Annotated in this window: 14 protein-coding genes; all 14 read right to left on the bottom strand. The window is 50.6% G+C overall.

Annotated elements, in window-relative coordinates:
• Positions 1 to 19: 19 nt before the first annotated feature.
• On the bottom strand, positions 20 to 115 hold the full coding sequence (locus V4U88_RS10675; protein ID WP_148450269.1) for a putative holin-like toxin: 96 nt from the start codon (positions 113 to 115) through the stop codon (positions 20 to 22).
• Between the two features lie 157 nt (positions 116 to 272).
• Positions 273 to 2,939: an ABC transporter permease gene (locus V4U88_RS10680; protein ID WP_334073241.1), complete on the bottom strand. Its 2,667-nt coding sequence runs from the start codon at positions 2,937 to 2,939 to the stop codon at positions 273 to 275.
• Positions 2,936 to 3,619 (bottom strand): ABC transporter ATP-binding protein, encoded by a 684-nt coding sequence (locus V4U88_RS10685; RefSeq protein WP_334073242.1) that lies wholly within the window; start codon positions 3,617 to 3,619, stop codon positions 2,936 to 2,938. The genes V4U88_RS10680 and V4U88_RS10685 overlap by 4 nt, the downstream gene beginning before the upstream one ends.
• Before the next feature lie 95 nt (positions 3,620 to 3,714).
• The gene (locus V4U88_RS10690) at positions 3,715 to 4,893 is read right to left on the bottom strand and encodes a sensor histidine kinase (protein WP_334073381.1); all 1,179 of its coding nucleotides are present in this window, start codon (positions 4,891 to 4,893) and stop codon (positions 3,715 to 3,717) included.
• Positions 4,893 to 5,552 carry a response regulator transcription factor gene (locus V4U88_RS10695; RefSeq protein WP_334073243.1) on the bottom strand — a complete coding sequence of 220 codons (660 nt, stop codon included), beginning with the start codon at positions 5,550 to 5,552 and terminating at the stop codon, positions 4,893 to 4,895. Before V4U88_RS10695 ends, V4U88_RS10690 begins: the two co-directional genes overlap by 1 nt.
• Before the next feature lie 157 nt (positions 5,553 to 5,709).
• Positions 5,710 to 6,318 (bottom strand): ABC transporter permease, encoded by a 609-nt coding sequence (locus V4U88_RS10700; RefSeq protein WP_334073244.1) that lies wholly within the window; start codon positions 6,316 to 6,318, stop codon positions 5,710 to 5,712.
• 332 nt (positions 6,319 to 6,650) lie between these two features.
• Complete coding sequence (locus V4U88_RS10705; protein ID WP_334073245.1) at positions 6,651 to 7,262, bottom strand: sugar O-acetyltransferase; 612 nt, start codon at positions 7,260 to 7,262, stop codon at positions 6,651 to 6,653.
• Positions 7,263 to 7,402: 140 nt separating this feature from the next.
• A complete protein-coding gene (locus tag V4U88_RS10710) occupies positions 7,403 to 8,401 on the bottom strand; it encodes an ROK family protein (RefSeq protein ID WP_334073246.1) in 999 nt (332 codons plus the stop codon).
• 39 nt (positions 8,402 to 8,440) lie between these two features.
• Positions 8,441 to 9,193, bottom strand: coding sequence for an ABC transporter permease (locus tag V4U88_RS10715; RefSeq protein WP_334073247.1), 753 nt, complete (start codon positions 9,191 to 9,193; stop codon positions 8,441 to 8,443).
• Positions 9,187 to 9,963: an ABC transporter ATP-binding protein gene (locus V4U88_RS10720; RefSeq protein WP_334073248.1), complete on the bottom strand. Its 777-nt coding sequence runs from the start codon at positions 9,961 to 9,963 to the stop codon at positions 9,187 to 9,189. The genes V4U88_RS10715 and V4U88_RS10720 overlap by 7 nt, the downstream gene beginning before the upstream one ends.
• Positions 9,944 to 10,927 carry an ABC transporter substrate-binding protein gene (locus V4U88_RS10725; RefSeq protein ID WP_334073249.1) on the bottom strand — a complete coding sequence of 328 codons (984 nt, stop codon included), beginning with the start codon at positions 10,925 to 10,927 and terminating at the stop codon, positions 9,944 to 9,946. Before V4U88_RS10725 ends, V4U88_RS10720 begins: the two co-directional genes overlap by 20 nt.
• A 419-nt stretch (positions 10,928 to 11,346) precedes the next feature.
• The gene (locus tag V4U88_RS10730) at positions 11,347 to 11,841 is read right to left on the bottom strand and encodes a PTS sugar transporter subunit IIA (RefSeq protein WP_334073250.1); all 495 of its coding nucleotides are present in this window, start codon (positions 11,839 to 11,841) and stop codon (positions 11,347 to 11,349) included.
• A 280-nt stretch (positions 11,842 to 12,121) separates the two neighbouring features.
• Positions 12,122 to 13,570, bottom strand: coding sequence for a sucrose-specific PTS transporter subunit IIBC (locus V4U88_RS10735; RefSeq protein WP_334073251.1), 1,449 nt, complete (start codon positions 13,568 to 13,570; stop codon positions 12,122 to 12,124).
• A gap of 473 nt (positions 13,571 to 14,043) precedes the next feature.
• Entirely contained in the window at positions 14,044 to 14,934 is an 891-nt protein-coding gene (locus tag V4U88_RS10740; RefSeq protein WP_334073252.1) for an AraC family transcriptional regulator, read from the bottom strand.
• Positions 14,935 to 14,985 lie beyond the last annotated feature (51 nt).

Below are 14,985 nucleotides of genomic sequence, written 5' to 3' on the forward strand. Positions count from 1 at the left end.
CAACCTTAGGGTGGGTTTTTTACTTTCTCTTGTTGTTATTCCCGATGTATGTTAAAAGTGCAATAATAAATGTACCAAAAGCAATCATGATGAGAATCGCATCTTTAACCTCCATGGCTCACCTCCCTTCGAAGGGAGACCATGCCCACCCAAGATTCAATTGTATTTCCATTTTATCCTATAACGACAACGCGTACAAGTGTTCCCTTTTTTTGCGATTCTCTTTCATTTTCAGGAGTTAATATTAACTCTTCCAAACATACTTTCTAATCTTATACCGTTTCATCCTTGAGAACGTCAACGATCGTACCCTGTTTCAATCTCCGGCCGCCCAAGATGTAAGCGAGTACCACAGAAATGATAATCAACGCTGCGAATAGCACAAGTTCAAGTACCGGCATGTGGGGCAAGAATTCCCCTAAATAGACCATATTGATCTTGAGGAATGACCAAATGATAAGCACAGTAACCGGAATGCTGAGCAAAATCGGGATCAAGCCGAACAACAGGGCTTCCAGCAGCAGCATTCGCCCGATTCCTCGGGGCGATATTCCCACGGATCGCAGCACGGCAAACTCCTTTTGCCGCTGCCGCAAATTTCCGGAAACGGTGGAAAATACGTTGGATATTCCAATCAACGCAAGGAAACCCGATACGCAAACGATAATGAACTTCATCATCTGCCGTCCCTTGTCGCCCGATTCCTTTATCTCAATGATATTCCAAATTTCATAGTCACCCGAACCATACCATCTGTCTACGACGTTTTTCAGCTCGGCCGTGACGCGTTCAATCCTATCCGCGGACTCCGCCACGACCGGAATCGAAACATATCGCGCACGGATAGCGCGCTCCTCCGCCATTTGCCCAACGATGCCAAGATAAACGCTGCTCGGCATGATCTGCACAAGCTCGAAATTGTTATCGTATCTATCTCCGAGGGGGGGCATTTCATCCGTCAAGTAAGCAACTTCGGTAGTGAAAGTATAACTGCCCTTGTCTTCCGAATAGACCTTCTCCTCCAAATTCAACCGTTCACCTGCACGAAGTTTTAAAAAAGGAATATGCACAGTCTCGCGCCGGTTGCTGCGTAAATCGTCCCGAACCTGGTTAACGACGATAGTACGGGGCACGTCTTTATCGTAAAATAAGCGGGCGTCCGCGCCGATCCGCCGACTGTACTCGGCAAAGCTTTGATCATCCAGCGCAACCAAATTCGTCTGCAGACGGTAGCTTCCGTTTTCTTCATACAACGAGTATTGGCCGCTGTCGGCAATCCGGGAAAAACCGCCGATCCCGGCAAGCGCTTCACTTTGCCGATCCTCCTTTACCCACATTGCCGCAGGAACATGACTTACAAACAGCGCGCTTTTCACTCCCGGGACGGACCGTATCTGCTCTTCCATTTGCGGGTCCATCACATTTCCGTCCAAAATTCGCAGCGCAATATTTTCCTCAGATTCATGAAGGCTATCTTCTCTGAAAAGGGTATTGGCTACCTCAAGGATTGAAAACATATGCAAAAATCCGCTCAGCAAGCAAAAGGACAAAGTGAGGGAGATGACCGCGGTACGGTACGACTTTTTTCTGGCACGCAGGGCGTTTTTCGCGAGTTCTCCTTCAATCCCGAAGAGCTTACCGCTTAGCCAAGGCTTTCGCAATTTCTTGACCCGTATTTCACCGCCCTGGCGAATCGCGTCGATCGGCGACATTTTGCTGATTTTTCGCGCCGGGATAGACGCCGATAGCCATACGGTCAGTAGGGCCAACAGTACGGACGGGAGCACGGCGGGCAGGCCAAAGGTAAACCGGATGTCTTGAACTTCCCGCAGCTTCTCTTGTGAGCTGATATAAGCGAACAAGCCAAAGTCCAGAAGCCAACCGAAGAACAATCCTAAAGGGATCGAGATAACCGATAAAATCAGCGACTCCAGAATGACCGAACGCCGGATTTGTTTCGGTGAAGCGCCGATGCTCTGCAGTATCCCTAACTGACGGAGCCGTGCATTTGCCGAGATGGCAAAAGCGTTGCTGATAATCACGACGAACAGGCCGGTGACCAGGAGGGCCATAGCCGCAAACATCAGCGGCCATGAAAACTGCCAAATTTGAAATTGTCCTCCTTGCCCGGAAGGGAACACAAAATATTTGGCTAACAAACTGCTGTTCGTTCTCACCATGTAATCGCCGTATTCATCCGGCTTGTAGCCTACGGAGCGGGCGATCTCGACAATATCCTCATACGCCGTTCCGGGATTGTTAAAGCGCATGTAGATGGTTAGCTTGTCTTCCGGAGTCATCGACGCCTCATCCAGATAACCGTAAGCAAGATAGGCAGGGGTGGTGGAATTGGTGGTGATATCCAGTTTCCCGACCACGGTATAGCTCCGCTCCGCCGTGGGGACAAAGCGTTCTCCTTTTTTGTAGATGGATCGGGATTCCAGTGTTTCGCCGTTCAGTACCCGGCTGCCCACCGGCAAGCGAATCGTATCCCCTACCTTTAGGTCGGGATGATGCTCAAAATACTGTTTGGACAGGGCTAATTCCCCGGGATGATGCGGAATCCGGCCCTCAAGGATATGTTGACGCTCAGGCATATCGCTCCAGTAGCTTGAGGTAAGCCCGCGCATAACCAGATAGGGGCGGCGCGGATCCTCGATTTGCGCCACTTCCCATGGACCTTTGATCATGACCTGTTCCACATTGGGGTGTCCTGTCACATATTTCAACTTATCGCCAGGGGTGTCATCAAACAGTTCGGCATGCCAGTTGCCTTCTTTATGAATCGTCAGACGGATTTCGTCCGTATACATCGTATGCAGAAAGCCGCAGAGCGCAGACAGCAGTGTTGTAGCGATGAGGATCGCGATCAGGATGGCAACACTGCTTTTTTTGTTGCGGCGCACATAGTCCAGGGTGTACTCGGCAAGGATATTCATCGTTTCACCACCTCATCGGAGACGATTTTTCCGTCCTCGATGGTGATGATGCGGTCGGCTTCAAGCGCGATTTTCTCATCATGGGTGATCAACAGGATCGTCTGCCGGAAGCGGCTGTGGGATAATTTTAGTAATTCGACAGTGTCCTCGGAGTTTTTCCGGTCCAGGTTCCCCGTCGGTTCGTCCGCCAGCAACAGGGCCGGCCGATAAATCAAAGCGCGGCCGATGGCGACACGCTGCTGCTGACCACCGGACAACTGGCTGGGCAGGTGGTTTAGCCGATCCGCCAAACCAAGCGCGGTGACGATTTCGGAAAAACGTTCTTCATCCGGTTTCCTGCCGTCCAGGAGCAGGGGGAGCAAAATATTTTTGCGCACATCCAGCGTAGGGATAAGATTATAAAACTGATAAATCAGCCCCACCTTGCGGCGGCGGAATACCGCCAGCTTCTCCTCGTTCAGCGTCGAAATGTCGGTATCTTCGATCCATATCTTCCCGCTGCTTGGACGGTCTACGCCTCCCAGCAGATGAAGAAGCGTGGATTTCCCCGACCCGGACGCGCCTACGATGGCAACGAATTCACCCTTGTTCACCGAAAGACTAATATGATCTAGCGCTGTAACTTTCGCCTCGCCGGAACCATAAGTTTTAGTTACATTGTCACACGTTAATAACTTCATGGACATGGCCTCCTTTACAGTCTTCATGGTATCAGCCTTAAATGACATTTCAGTGACAGGGAGAAATAAAAAAAGCCTTCCCCCGGCACATGGAGTCAGGCATAGAATTTCACCGTAAATCGGGCACCGCCGTCAGGAGCGTTTTCGGCCCGGATGCTTCCGTTCTGGTTGGCGATGATGGAACGTGAAATGGCCAGGCCGATGCCCGCACTGTCTTTCGCCGCATTTTTTCCTTTATAGAAGCGGTCAAACAAGTGCGGCAACTCCTCCGTGGGAAAGCCTCCGCCGCTGTCCTCGACGACGATTTCCGTATAGAGCGGATTTTGCGAATACCGGAGGGTAAGCGTCCCTCCAGCCGGTGTATGCTCGCTGCAGTTCTTGATCAGATTCAGGAAGGCTTCCGCCGTCCATGTAGAATCTCCCTTAAAGCTCACTCCGGATTCGCTTGAAATGTCGAGCCGCAAATGCTTTAGACGAAGCGCCTCTTCCAGCGGCTCAACGGCACGGAGCAGCATAGCATATACATCCACCGGCTCCCGCTTGAATTCCAAGGTGCCCGCATCCAACCGCGACAGCTTCAGCAACGAGGAAACGAGCATTTCCAGACGCCGAAGCTGCCGGCTCAGATTATCCACGTAGTCCGCTTCCTCCCCCTTGCACGAGTCCGCCAAAAGCTGTGTCATTAACGACATGGAGGTCATCGGCGTTTTAAGTTGGTGCGAGATGTCCGCCAAATTTTCGGCCAGGGCCTGCCGTTCCCGCAAGGCCTTCTCCCGGGTTTGCCGGAGCTCCGTAACCGTCTTGTACAATTCGTCCTCCAGCCGGGAGAATTCATCCTCCTGCCGCACCAGCAGCATTTCCCGGCCGAGATTGACATGTTCCAGATACGTGGTTAATCCGCGAATACGCCCCTGTTTCTTTTTTGAATGGAACAGCAGCCAAACGAATAGCCCTACTCCCGGAATCAGCAAGATTCCTATACCGATCCCGGTCAGGGTTAAAGCGTGCCGCTCATGGAAAACGGCGGGGGCGTAGCCGTATTGGCGAAGGATTCGATCTCCCGCGGCAAAGTCCGTGGGGGACGCCGCTTTCAGCGCCTGCATCATCCCATCCTCGGCTTGCGGGTTTATTTGCTGTGCAGCGCCCAGCATTTGCGCGATCGTCCGGTATTCCTGACGGGCGAGGACCCGATCGGCCAGCAGTCCTAAAACCGTCCCGAGCAGAAGGCAGGCGGCCAATATCGTCAGACCCTGAAGGAAGGAACGCTTGGTCATCACGAGAGTTCCTCTATTCGGTAACCGATGCCGCGAATCGTTTTGAGGCAGGCGGGATAATTCAGCTTCTCGCGCAGCCGCTTCATGGTCACGGTAAGCGTATTGTCGTTGACAAAATTCCCTTCAGTGTCCCATAGCCTGTCCAACAGCTGCGGACGCGTCAGGGTCTGATTTTTGTTTTCCAGCAGGATGGTCAGCAACCGGTACTCTCCCGCGGTCAGCAACAACTCCCGCCCCGCAACCCAGACCCCCGCCTTCTGCTTATCCAGCATAATTTCTCCGCAGCGCATGACGGTTTGACCGGCATCTTTTGTCCGCCTCAGCACCGCATTGATTCTTGATAACAAGACGGACAACTGAAACGGCTTGACGATATAATCGTCGGCCCCCAAATCGAGTCCATACACAATGTCCTGCTCATCGTCCCGTACGGTCAGAAAGATCACCGGCACATCCCGGACCGTGCTCACCTCACGGCAGAACTCAACCCCGGTCCCGTCCGGCAGATTCCAGTCCAGCAGAACAAGCGCGAGATCTTCGATCTCGGCTAACATCGTCCTCCCCTCCGCCAAAGACGCGCAAGCCAGTGGCAAGTAGCCATTTTTACGGAGCGCAACAGTCAGACCGAACGAAATCGTCTCGTCGTCTTCTACAATCATGATTTTCCTCAATGTATCCTCCGTCCTCTATCGGCAAGCTGCATAGAGATCTCGGTGAACCTTTTTGTCGCATGGATCTGCGGTTTTTCGCCTGCCAACCTATCTCCTCCTACAATTCGACTTGTACCGCTTAATCTCCTTGTTTTCGGAAAAGGAGTTACCTTCTTCTTCCCTTCGAGTTTGGCTGAACTTTTTTCTTTCTGGCTTTTGGCTCCTTGATCCGATTTCCTATCACGGCGATTAAAGCCACTGAAGCCAGGAATACAATCAACATGGTCAGATAGCATAACGGAAGAATGTAGATGGAGCCCCCCTCTTCCTGATAATTGATAATGCCAAGTCCTGCTGCAATCGGATAAATATTTGTAAGGCCGTGTCCCGCAGCGAACACACCTACAAAACCATAGAAAAAGGCAAAACCGACACCAGCCATAAACCCGTTTGCACTGCGGCTTGTAACAACAACGATGGGCAAGACTGCCAAATATACACATAGATTTATCCCGATCATCTGAAACAAGGATTGTACCATAAACGCTGCGCTCAACCCCGTAAACCCGCTTATTAAAAATACAACAAGTGTCAGAACAAAACTCACCGCTCCAAGAAAAATGGAAAGTATCCCCACAGTTATCAATTTACCGATCAGCAGCCGGCGGAATGTAACGGGGATCGTTAATATGTTCTTCAGTGTATCGTCCGTTTGCTCACGATTGATGATACAACCCGCTATTAGAGTAATCGTAGCGGGCAAAACTGCAAGCATGGTCGCAGATACTTGCTATTCTCTCACTCACCGGGGGCCGATGTCCAATTAATCCCTAAACCTGTTATAAACACAGGATTTGCCACGTTTCTATATAGAATACAGTTTCAAAGATATATATGCTGAGGGAGGAAGGATATCAATTCACGGTACTTGCAGGAGAATTTCTCGGGGTATATTAAGGCTTAGAATATAAGGGTTATGGTGCCCGGCGGGCACCCCTTATTTTAGTCACTCGTTCAAACTCTTATCTACCACACTATCCTGTTTCGGTGATTTCACGAATCACCCAGAACAATCGTTATCGGCTTGTAAGATCTCCTAAATCTGTATTAGAGATAATCCAATACATCAAATTCTCTGTCTCTATAATAATATTTCCGATCATCTTCAGTTATCTCGCGGACAACCTTACACGGGTTCCCCACGGCGATTACATTATCCGGAATATCTTTAGTCACCACACTGCCCGAGCCAATCACAACATTGTTTCCGATGGTCACGCCAGGGTTGACAACCACATTTCCGCCGATCCATACATTATTCCCGATCGTGATGGCAATTCCGTACTCATACCCGGAGTTTCTGGAATCCGGATGGATCGGGTGACCCGCCGTATAAATCGCTACATTGGGAGCAAACATCACATTATCGCCAATGACCACCTTGCCGACATCAAGAATGGTGCAATTGAAATTGGTAAAGAAATTTTTGCCCACCGTGATGTTCTTTCCATAGTCACAATGAAAAGGCGGTTCAATGTGCACATTTTCACCTGCATGTCCAAGAATACTGCGGATCAACGCATCCCTTTTCTCCGGTTCATCCGGACGAAGCAGATTGTACTCCCTAATTTTAAGCTTGTTTTCCACTCGTTCTTCGCTTAAACCATCCAGCCAGGCTTTGTAAGGCAATCCGGCAAGCATTCTTTCCTTTTGATTCATGTGCCACTCTTCCTTTTCCAATAAGTTTAAGCCTTAAAATGACTTTATAAAGAATATTTATTAACTTTATATCAATAGCTTTTCTGCGTCAAGACACACAACTGAGAGGCCTTTCAAATTGAATTTCAGGCGGGAGTTAACTAAAGGATTAAGGCCGGTTCCAATTCTTTGAGAGTTAACCAACGCATGCCTGCCTCAAAATCTTGTTGAAAGGTCCCCTGAAAAATCACTTCCGGATATGACGGCATGGGCTGCCGAATCTGATAAGCTTCCCACATCGAGGCCCAACCATCCGCTTCCACCCTGTCTTGATAGATAACGACTTTATCGGGGGCAAGAACCGCATTGACCGTTTGAATAATTTGACACACAGCCCCCAGAAACTTCTCTTTGTCCATTTTACGACGCCAATCCAGGTCGAAGGGGAGAAACTTGATTTCACCGGCCATCCCGTTTTTCCCCTTAACGATTTTGCCATCCAGATAAATCCCCATACCCGGTGGATACCCCACAGGAAAATACATCCCGAGTATACACTGCTCGTCCTCCAACTCCTGCTTCGCGCAATACCCGCTTAAGGCGGCATTAATATCATTCTCTACCATAATAGGCAGCCCAAACTGCGATTCAATTTCCTCAACTAATCGAAAACCCGTCAGCTCCCGATGGCCGCTCACCGTAACTTCACCATTGACAGCCTGCCCGGGAATACCTACTCCAATGACTTTAATGGCAGGATATAATGTGAGGAAGTGTCCAATGATTTTATAAAAGCGCTCCCGATCAAACACAGACATTAAATGTTCTTCTTGGTGTAAGATTTGATTTTCCAAATTCACGACTGTTGCAGAAACAAGCTCTTGCCCAAGGTTCTCCTTCATGTAAATAACGAGCGCTAGGCTAAAATCATAATTGTAACGATAGGTTAGCGCAGGTCTCCCGCCGCTGGATGGAGCGGTCTCATCCTCAAATATCTCGCCAAGTTCACGCAGCTCCTTCACAAGGGAGTTTATCGTAACGACACTCAGCTTGGTCAGCGAGGCAAGTTGTGGTTTGGTGGCCGTTTCGACACGTTTCATCATCTGGCGAACCATGTTTAAATTGATTTCTTTCATTAAATTAGCGTCTGCTTTTTTCATGCTCCACCCCCCTTTACACAAATATCATGTCCAAAACACCTACTTCCGCCACTTCATAAATCGGTAGTCCAGCAGGTCCACCAACAGGAACAGGACGAAGCCGACCAGACTGAACAGCAGGATCCCGGCGTACATTTGCGGATAATCCAGCCTGAGCCAGGCATCCATAATGAAAAAGCCCATGCCATGCTCGGTGCCGTAGATTTCCGTAAAGAACAGGACCGAAATGGCCGTGCCCAGCGAGATGCGGATGGTGCTGAGGATCACGGACAACGCGCCGGGCAGGGTGACATGCCAAAATTTCTGACCGGCCCCTGCCCCAATGCTTGTCAACACATCATAAGTGCTTGCCGGAATGGCTTTTACCCCGTCCCGTACGGAAATGATAATTTGGAAAAGCAGAATCAGCATGATCATGAAGATCTTGGAGGTCTCGCCGAGCCCGAAGAACAGCATCGCCACCGGGAGCAAGGCAATCTTGGGCACCGGATAAGTCAAATAAACTACAGGGTCCAACAGCTTGTTCCAGAGCGCTGAACGCCCCATCAGAAGCCCGATCATCAGGCCGACAACCAGCGCCAGCAGGACTCCGGCAAAAATCCGCATCAGGCTATACCCGACATTCAGCACTATGTCCCTTCCGCCGAGTTGTCCCATCGCCTGATAGACCCCGAGCGGGCTGGGCAGAATCGGATGATGCACCAGCAAATACGCCGCGTACCAGACCGCATTCATCCCCAAGAACACCAGCAATAATCTCAAAATATAGTTGCGCCCCCGTTTATTCACCATTTCTCCTGCATTACCTTTCTGATTTTCTTGATCTGGGCAAAAAAGGCGTCACTGGCCCGTTTCTCCGCATACTCCAGCCCAAATACCGCCTCATTGTCAATCATCGTCGGCGCCTCGCTCTTGTTTGACGGGAGCACAATGATCTTCTGCCCCAGCAGAATGGCCTCGTCCACATCGTGCGTTACGAACAGCGCTGTGGCCGGGTTCGCCCGCCAATGCTCCAGAAACAGCAGCTGCAGCGCTTCCCGCGTAATGGCATCCAGCGCAGAGAACGGCTCGTCCAGCAATAAAATAGACGGCGCAATCGCAAACGCCCGCGCAATCGCAACCCGCTGCTGCTGCCCCCCGCTCAGGGACAGCGGATAACGCTCCGCCAGCTCCGGGATGCCCATCGCAGTCAGCCAGCGGTCAATGTGCGCCTCCCGGGACCGCTTGTCCTGCTCCTTAGGATTAGCAATCTTCATCGCCACCCTGATGTTAGCCTTCACCGTCTTCCAGGGCAGGAGACCGTAATTTTGCGGCACCAGACCAATCAGAACGTCCTGTCCGCGCAGGGGCTGCCCATTGAACAGCAGCTCGCCCCGGTATTCCGGCAGGAGGCCGGACACGGCGCGCAGCAGCGTGGATTTTCCGCTCCCGGATGGCCCAAGAATGGTGTAAATCCCATGCTCCGGCAGGGTGAAATCCACTCTCCCAAGCGCCAGCTCCCCGCTCTTGTATTCAACCTCAAGCTCCTTTACGCGAAGTCCGTTATTTCTTGAACTGGACATCGGAGATCACTTCTTCGGGGGTGATGTTTTTGGTCAGCAGTCCCTGCTCGCGGGCCCAGGCAAACGCCGCCTCGACCTCTTTGACATCGACCTGGTTGGCCGGGATGTAAGCCGGCACCTCAATTTGGTCCTTCAAGGTTTCCGGGTAGCCGACCTCCTTGATCACCAGGTCGATGTAATCCTTCTGGTCATGGGATTGCATGTACGCTACCGCATCGTCATAGGCCGCGTACATAGCCCAAATCGCTTCCGGCTTGGCTTCAATTGCACTTTGCGGGAAGGCCAGGACGAACGGGTTTACCCGTGCTTGGTTCGTGGAGCTAAGCACGCGTAAGCCTGACGCTTTCCCCATCGTAACGAACGGCTCCGGCAAAATCGCGGCGTCCGCTTTGTTATTTTTCAGCAGCTCCAGCCGGGTTGGAATTTGCGGCACTTCCGTCACATGGACATCCTTCTCCGTCAGACCGGCCTGCTTCAGCATCATGGCAACGGTGTACTGCGTGGAGGTATTTTTGGACAGGATCACGGTTTTGCCCTTCAGATCCTTCACGTCCTGAATTTCGTTATTGCCGGTCAGCAGATCGAATTCCCCGAAGGTAGTGCTGGTGATTTTTACATTTAGCCCCGCTTCATTGTAGATCGAAATGGCAACCAGATCGGCGCTCAGCCCGTCAAGCTTACCTGCTTGAAAAGCTACATCGCGGTCTTTGGCGCTTTTGAACGTCTGAATGTTCAGATTCACCCCGCGCTTCCGATCAAAGCCCTGCTCATGAGCAATAATGAACGGAATGGCGTCAATCGAAGGCAGAAGGCCCAGCGACAGCTCCGGCAGCTCCGCCGCCGTGTTGCCCGCGCCGCCTGTGTTGGCATTCTCCGTCTTGCTGCCGCACGCCACGCCCACTATGCTGACGACAATCACAAGCGCCAACAGCATCATCATTTTTCTTGTTGCTCCAAACTTCATAGTTGTCTCTCTCCCCTATGTGTTCTATATAGAATTGGTATGGCAATGTGCCTACTTTACTTAAGACGTCTTCCACCACTTTGCGCTTTTATTCACAAAACATATTGAAAATAGGCCATACGCCCGTCCGATCGTCTCAAGTAATGTCATTTTACACCTATTGCCGCATTTTGTATATTTACAAATTTAAATAGTTTGCTGTAGTTTAAACCCGCATACCGCATAAAAAAAGCTCGTAACCGCCTAGGCAGCTACGAACCATCTTTGCAATATAATGCGGTCGAGAGGACTCGAACCTCCACGGAGGTTAGCCCACACGGACATGAAGCGCGTATGCGACCCGGAACCAAGCGGAATATAAATCCACTGGCAATGTGCTGCAACGGTTGGGCGGTTCTCCCGAAATCCAAGCTACACCATCATTTTAAGTGAACGCGAAGCAGTGGGACACCGTCTGTCATCCCAGCGCCTTCCATCGTCTCCACGGACTTCACCATTTCCTGGTCGTCCGGGACCAACACCGGTGTGATCACCGGAAAGCCCGCCTGCTCGATTTCGGAAATATCAAATTCCAGCAGCAGCTGTCCTTTCTTGATTTTGTCACCGGTCTGAACGCGAAGGTTGAACCCTCTTCCCTTCAACGATACCGTATTGATGCCAACGTGAATCAGCAGTTGAATACCGCTGGCATGCTCCAGCAGCAACGCGTGATGACTACGGCCGAACGCATGCGCTACTGTCCCGTCAAACGGCGCGTAGACTTTACCTTCCCGGGGCTTAATGGCTATTCCTTTGCCCATGAAGCCGCCGGCGAATGCCGGATCGGGTACTTCCGAAAGCTCAACGACACTGCCTGCAATTGGAATTCCAACTTCGATAGTCTCCAGCTTTTCCTTATTCTTAAACCATCTCATCTCTTTCCTCATCCTCCAGCTCCTAAATAACATTCAGTTGGCTGCCCTCTACTTCAATGTCCCATATGTTGGCACGGTATAGAACATCGCCCCTTTGGCAAAAAAGGATAATCCCCGGCTCCCCTCACGGGGAACTATCGGGAACCTGGTACAATCGACCGCCCTCCATGTGTTGTCTGAGAAGCAAAGAAATCAAAACCACGATCCAGCAAGTGAAAGTACGAAGATCGATGGAGCGGTACAGCATTGGCACAACCGGTAAAATTGCTTAAGATTACAGTTAAGCCGCTGCTTCGTTCGAAGTCTCCCCTTCGGCTGACGCATTTTTCCGCTTGCCCCAAAACAGGGTGATGAGAAACGTAACCAGAAAGCTGATGCCCATACCGATGCAGAAACCAACGATGGACTGTGGACGGATCGCGATAATACCGGGTAGTGCCGCCGGTCCCATCGAAATGGACAGCACATGCGCGTAAGCAATATAGGCGGAAGCCAGACCGGAACCGATCATCGCAGCAATGAACGGGTAGCGAAGCTTCAGGTTGATCCCGAACATTGCAGGCTCGGTAATACCGAGCATTGCAGATATGCCGGAAGCTGAAGCGATACTCTTCGTCTTGCTGTTGCGTGTGATGAGAAAGACGGCCAGCGTAGCCGCGCCCTGAGCGATATTCGCCATCGAGGCAATGGGAAGCAAGAAGGATCCGCCCGTTTTAGCAACGTCCGACAACAGTTGGGTATCCACAGCGAGGAAGCTGTGATGCATCCCCGTTATAGCGATCGAAGAATAGAAAAAACCGAAAATACCTCCTCCAATGAAACCCGTCGTATCATAGAGCCAGAAGAGAACATCTGTCAGTCCGTTGCCCGCAGCGCGAAGGACCGGTCCAACAACAACAAAGGTCAAGAGGCCTGTAATGAGAACAGACAGTAAGGGAGTCAATAGATTATCAAGATAAGATGGAATTACCTTGCGCAAATTTTTCTCGATGACCGATAAAATGTAGGATACCGCCAGTACTGGCAGAACCGTTCCCTGATAGCCAACCTTTTCGATTGAGAAACCGAACAGTTGCCAGGTGGGTACTGTCCCCTCTACAAGTGCCTGGCCGTAGCTGTAACCATTAAGCAGATCGGGATGGACCATAATCATGGCCAGCGCTGCACCCAAATAAGGATTTCCACCAAACTTGCGAGTGGCCGAGAAACCGATCAGGATGGGGAGGAAAACAAAAGGAGCGTTGGCGAATAAATTAATAATGCTTGCCCAATCGGCAATACCAGGGTACATCTCGACCAGAGACCTGGGACCAAATAGATTGCTGGCAGTCAGAACATTGTTGATCCCCATTAATAACCCCCCGGCAACAATCGCCGGAATGATCGGAACAAAAATGTCGGAAAGTGCTTTCACAAACCGTTGAAGCGGATTCATTTTAGCTGCTCCTGCCGTCTTTACATCGCCGGTAGACATTTCTCCGAGCTCCGTAAGTTTGGCGAACTCGCCATACACGGTATTTACAATCCCGGGCCCAAGGATAATTTGATATTGTCCTCCTGTGGAAAAGGTCCCCTTAACAGCATCCATTTGATCAAGCGCTTTTTGATCAAGCAGAGATTCATCTTCAAGAACGAGTCGCAATCGCGTCGCACAATGCGCAGCTGCCTTTATGTTTTCTTTGCCTCCCAGGGCATCCAGGATGTCAGCAGCAACTTGCCTGTAATCCATATTTCTCTCCTCCAAATTTTCTGGAACCGGTTCCAATTTAATTAAAAAAAAATGCTGGTGCCGGGAACCACTCTCTTTTTTTTCAACAAAACTGCCCTCCTATTACTTTCTCGCAAGAGGGTTATATCCCCACTTCCCCCACTTCTCTCCCCCTTCAATTAGCCCCCTTTTGACCTCCCGTAACGGATTAGATGGACATACAACCCTTAGCATAGGATAAAAAATTGCTCAATTCAAAATACTTGTGTTGTATTAAATTTTGTAAGGGGCTGTTCTTGTAATCATAATAAAACACTATCCATGTCATCCTCAATGGTAAGTTAATGCGATAGCAGGGTAAAAAATTGCCCTTTATCAGGTATACCGCTGGCATGCTCCACAGCTTAAGTACCGCTCCATTCCGGCAAGACGGGGAGCTTTTTGTCTTGATAGAATCGAGTCAGCCTGTTGCTATTTTCAAGAGCCTATTTTAATTATCCGTTCCGGATCAACCGCCGAATTTGATGCAAATCGCCCTCCTTGCGGAATTCCCCTGGAGCCATCCCTGTATACTTTCGGAACACTTTGCCGAAATAATTCGCATTCGAGAACCCGGACTGCTCCGCCACCTGCTCCAACGTCAGGCTCACGGGCTCCAGCAGAAGAGCAGCCGCTCTCTCCAACCTCATACGAGTTAAATAGCGACCGGGGGAGAGGCCAAGCTTGCGTTCAAACTCGCGGGTGAGATGGAATTTCGAACAGCCGGAAACCTCCGCCATGTCCTGAAGGCCAATGCTCCGATGCAGATTATTGTCAATAAACGTCTTACACCGTTCCACGAGTGGAGGCAATGGGGCGCTGTTGGCTAGAGTGACAAGATGGCTGGCCAGCGACATGGCCAGTGAATAAGCAGCCCGTGAGCATTGATACATATCGCGATAACTGTTCTCGACCGCTTCCCGATAAGTAGCCCACAGGAGATGCTCCAATTCGGACTCCGGTTCAATCCGGAAAATGCATCCGTTTACGTCCAGCCATTCCTGGAGGAGATGCAGCGCTAAGTGTGACAGTTCAAAGTAGAGCACTTCCCATCTGGGGGAATCCGGCGGAAGACGGTAGAGATGATCGCCCGGAACATCAGCCAAAAAAGCATCTCCCGGCTCAAGAGAATGCTTCCTCCCTCCCGTTTCAATCTCCCCCCGACCACCCAATGTATATTGAAGCACGCAATGGTCACCGGTACGGTTCCGTCCATCCCAGATATAATCATGCGAAGTAATCAGCTCATATCCGGCACCTTTTAACAAGATATAGGGCATTGGCGTTATAAAGTGAAAAGATACCGAGGACTGCTTCCCTTTCCCGTTTTCATCCTCATGATTCACTGCAATATTTCACCCTCCCCAGCTCATGAAGTTACTCTTGTTTCGGTTCCT

Origin of the sequence: Paenibacillus sp. A14 (assembly GCF_036864815.1) — a bacterium.
GTDB classification, from domain to species: domain Bacteria; phylum Bacillota; class Bacilli; order Paenibacillales; family Paenibacillaceae; genus Fontibacillus; species Fontibacillus sanfengchensis.

Bases quoted from the DNA above. Each gene is read 5' to 3' on its own strand.
- V4U88_RS10675 (WP_148450269.1), bottom strand. From the start codon at position 115: ATGGAGGTTAAAGATGCGATTCTCATCATGATTGCTTTTGGTACATTT.
- V4U88_RS10680 (WP_334073241.1), bottom strand. From the start codon at position 2,939: ATGAATATCCTTGCCGAGTACACCCTGGACTATGTGCGCCGCAACAAA.
- V4U88_RS10685 (WP_334073242.1), bottom strand. From the start codon at position 3,619: ATGAAGTTATTAACGTGTGACAATGTAACTAAAACTTATGGTTCCGGC.
- V4U88_RS10690 (WP_334073381.1), bottom strand. From the start codon at position 4,893: ATGACCAAGCGTTCCTTCCTTCAGGGTCTGACGATATTGGCCGCCTGC.
- V4U88_RS10695 (WP_334073243.1), bottom strand. From the start codon at position 5,552: ATGATTGTAGAAGACGACGAGACGATTTCGTTCGGTCTGACTGTTGCG.
- V4U88_RS10700 (WP_334073244.1), bottom strand. From the start codon at position 6,318: ATGCTTGCAGTTTTGCCCGCTACGATTACTCTAATAGCGGGTTGTATC.
- V4U88_RS10705 (WP_334073245.1), bottom strand. From the start codon at position 7,262: ATGAATCAAAAGGAAAGAATGCTTGCCGGATTGCCTTACAAAGCCTGG.
- V4U88_RS10710 (WP_334073246.1), bottom strand. From the start codon at position 8,401: ATGAAAAAAGCAGACGCTAATTTAATGAAAGAAATCAATTTAAACATG.
- V4U88_RS10715 (WP_334073247.1), bottom strand. From the start codon at position 9,193: ATGGTGAATAAACGGGGGCGCAACTATATTTTGAGATTATTGCTGGTG.
- V4U88_RS10720 (WP_334073248.1), bottom strand. From the start codon at position 9,963: ATGTCCAGTTCAAGAAATAACGGACTTCGCGTAAAGGAGCTTGAGGTT.
- V4U88_RS10725 (WP_334073249.1), bottom strand. From the start codon at position 10,927: ATGAAGTTTGGAGCAACAAGAAAAATGATGATGCTGTTGGCGCTTGTG.
- V4U88_RS10730 (WP_334073250.1), bottom strand. From the start codon at position 11,841: ATGAGATGGTTTAAGAATAAGGAAAAGCTGGAGACTATCGAAGTTGGA.
- V4U88_RS10735 (WP_334073251.1), bottom strand. From the start codon at position 13,570: ATGGATTACAGGCAAGTTGCTGCTGACATCCTGGATGCCCTGGGAGGC.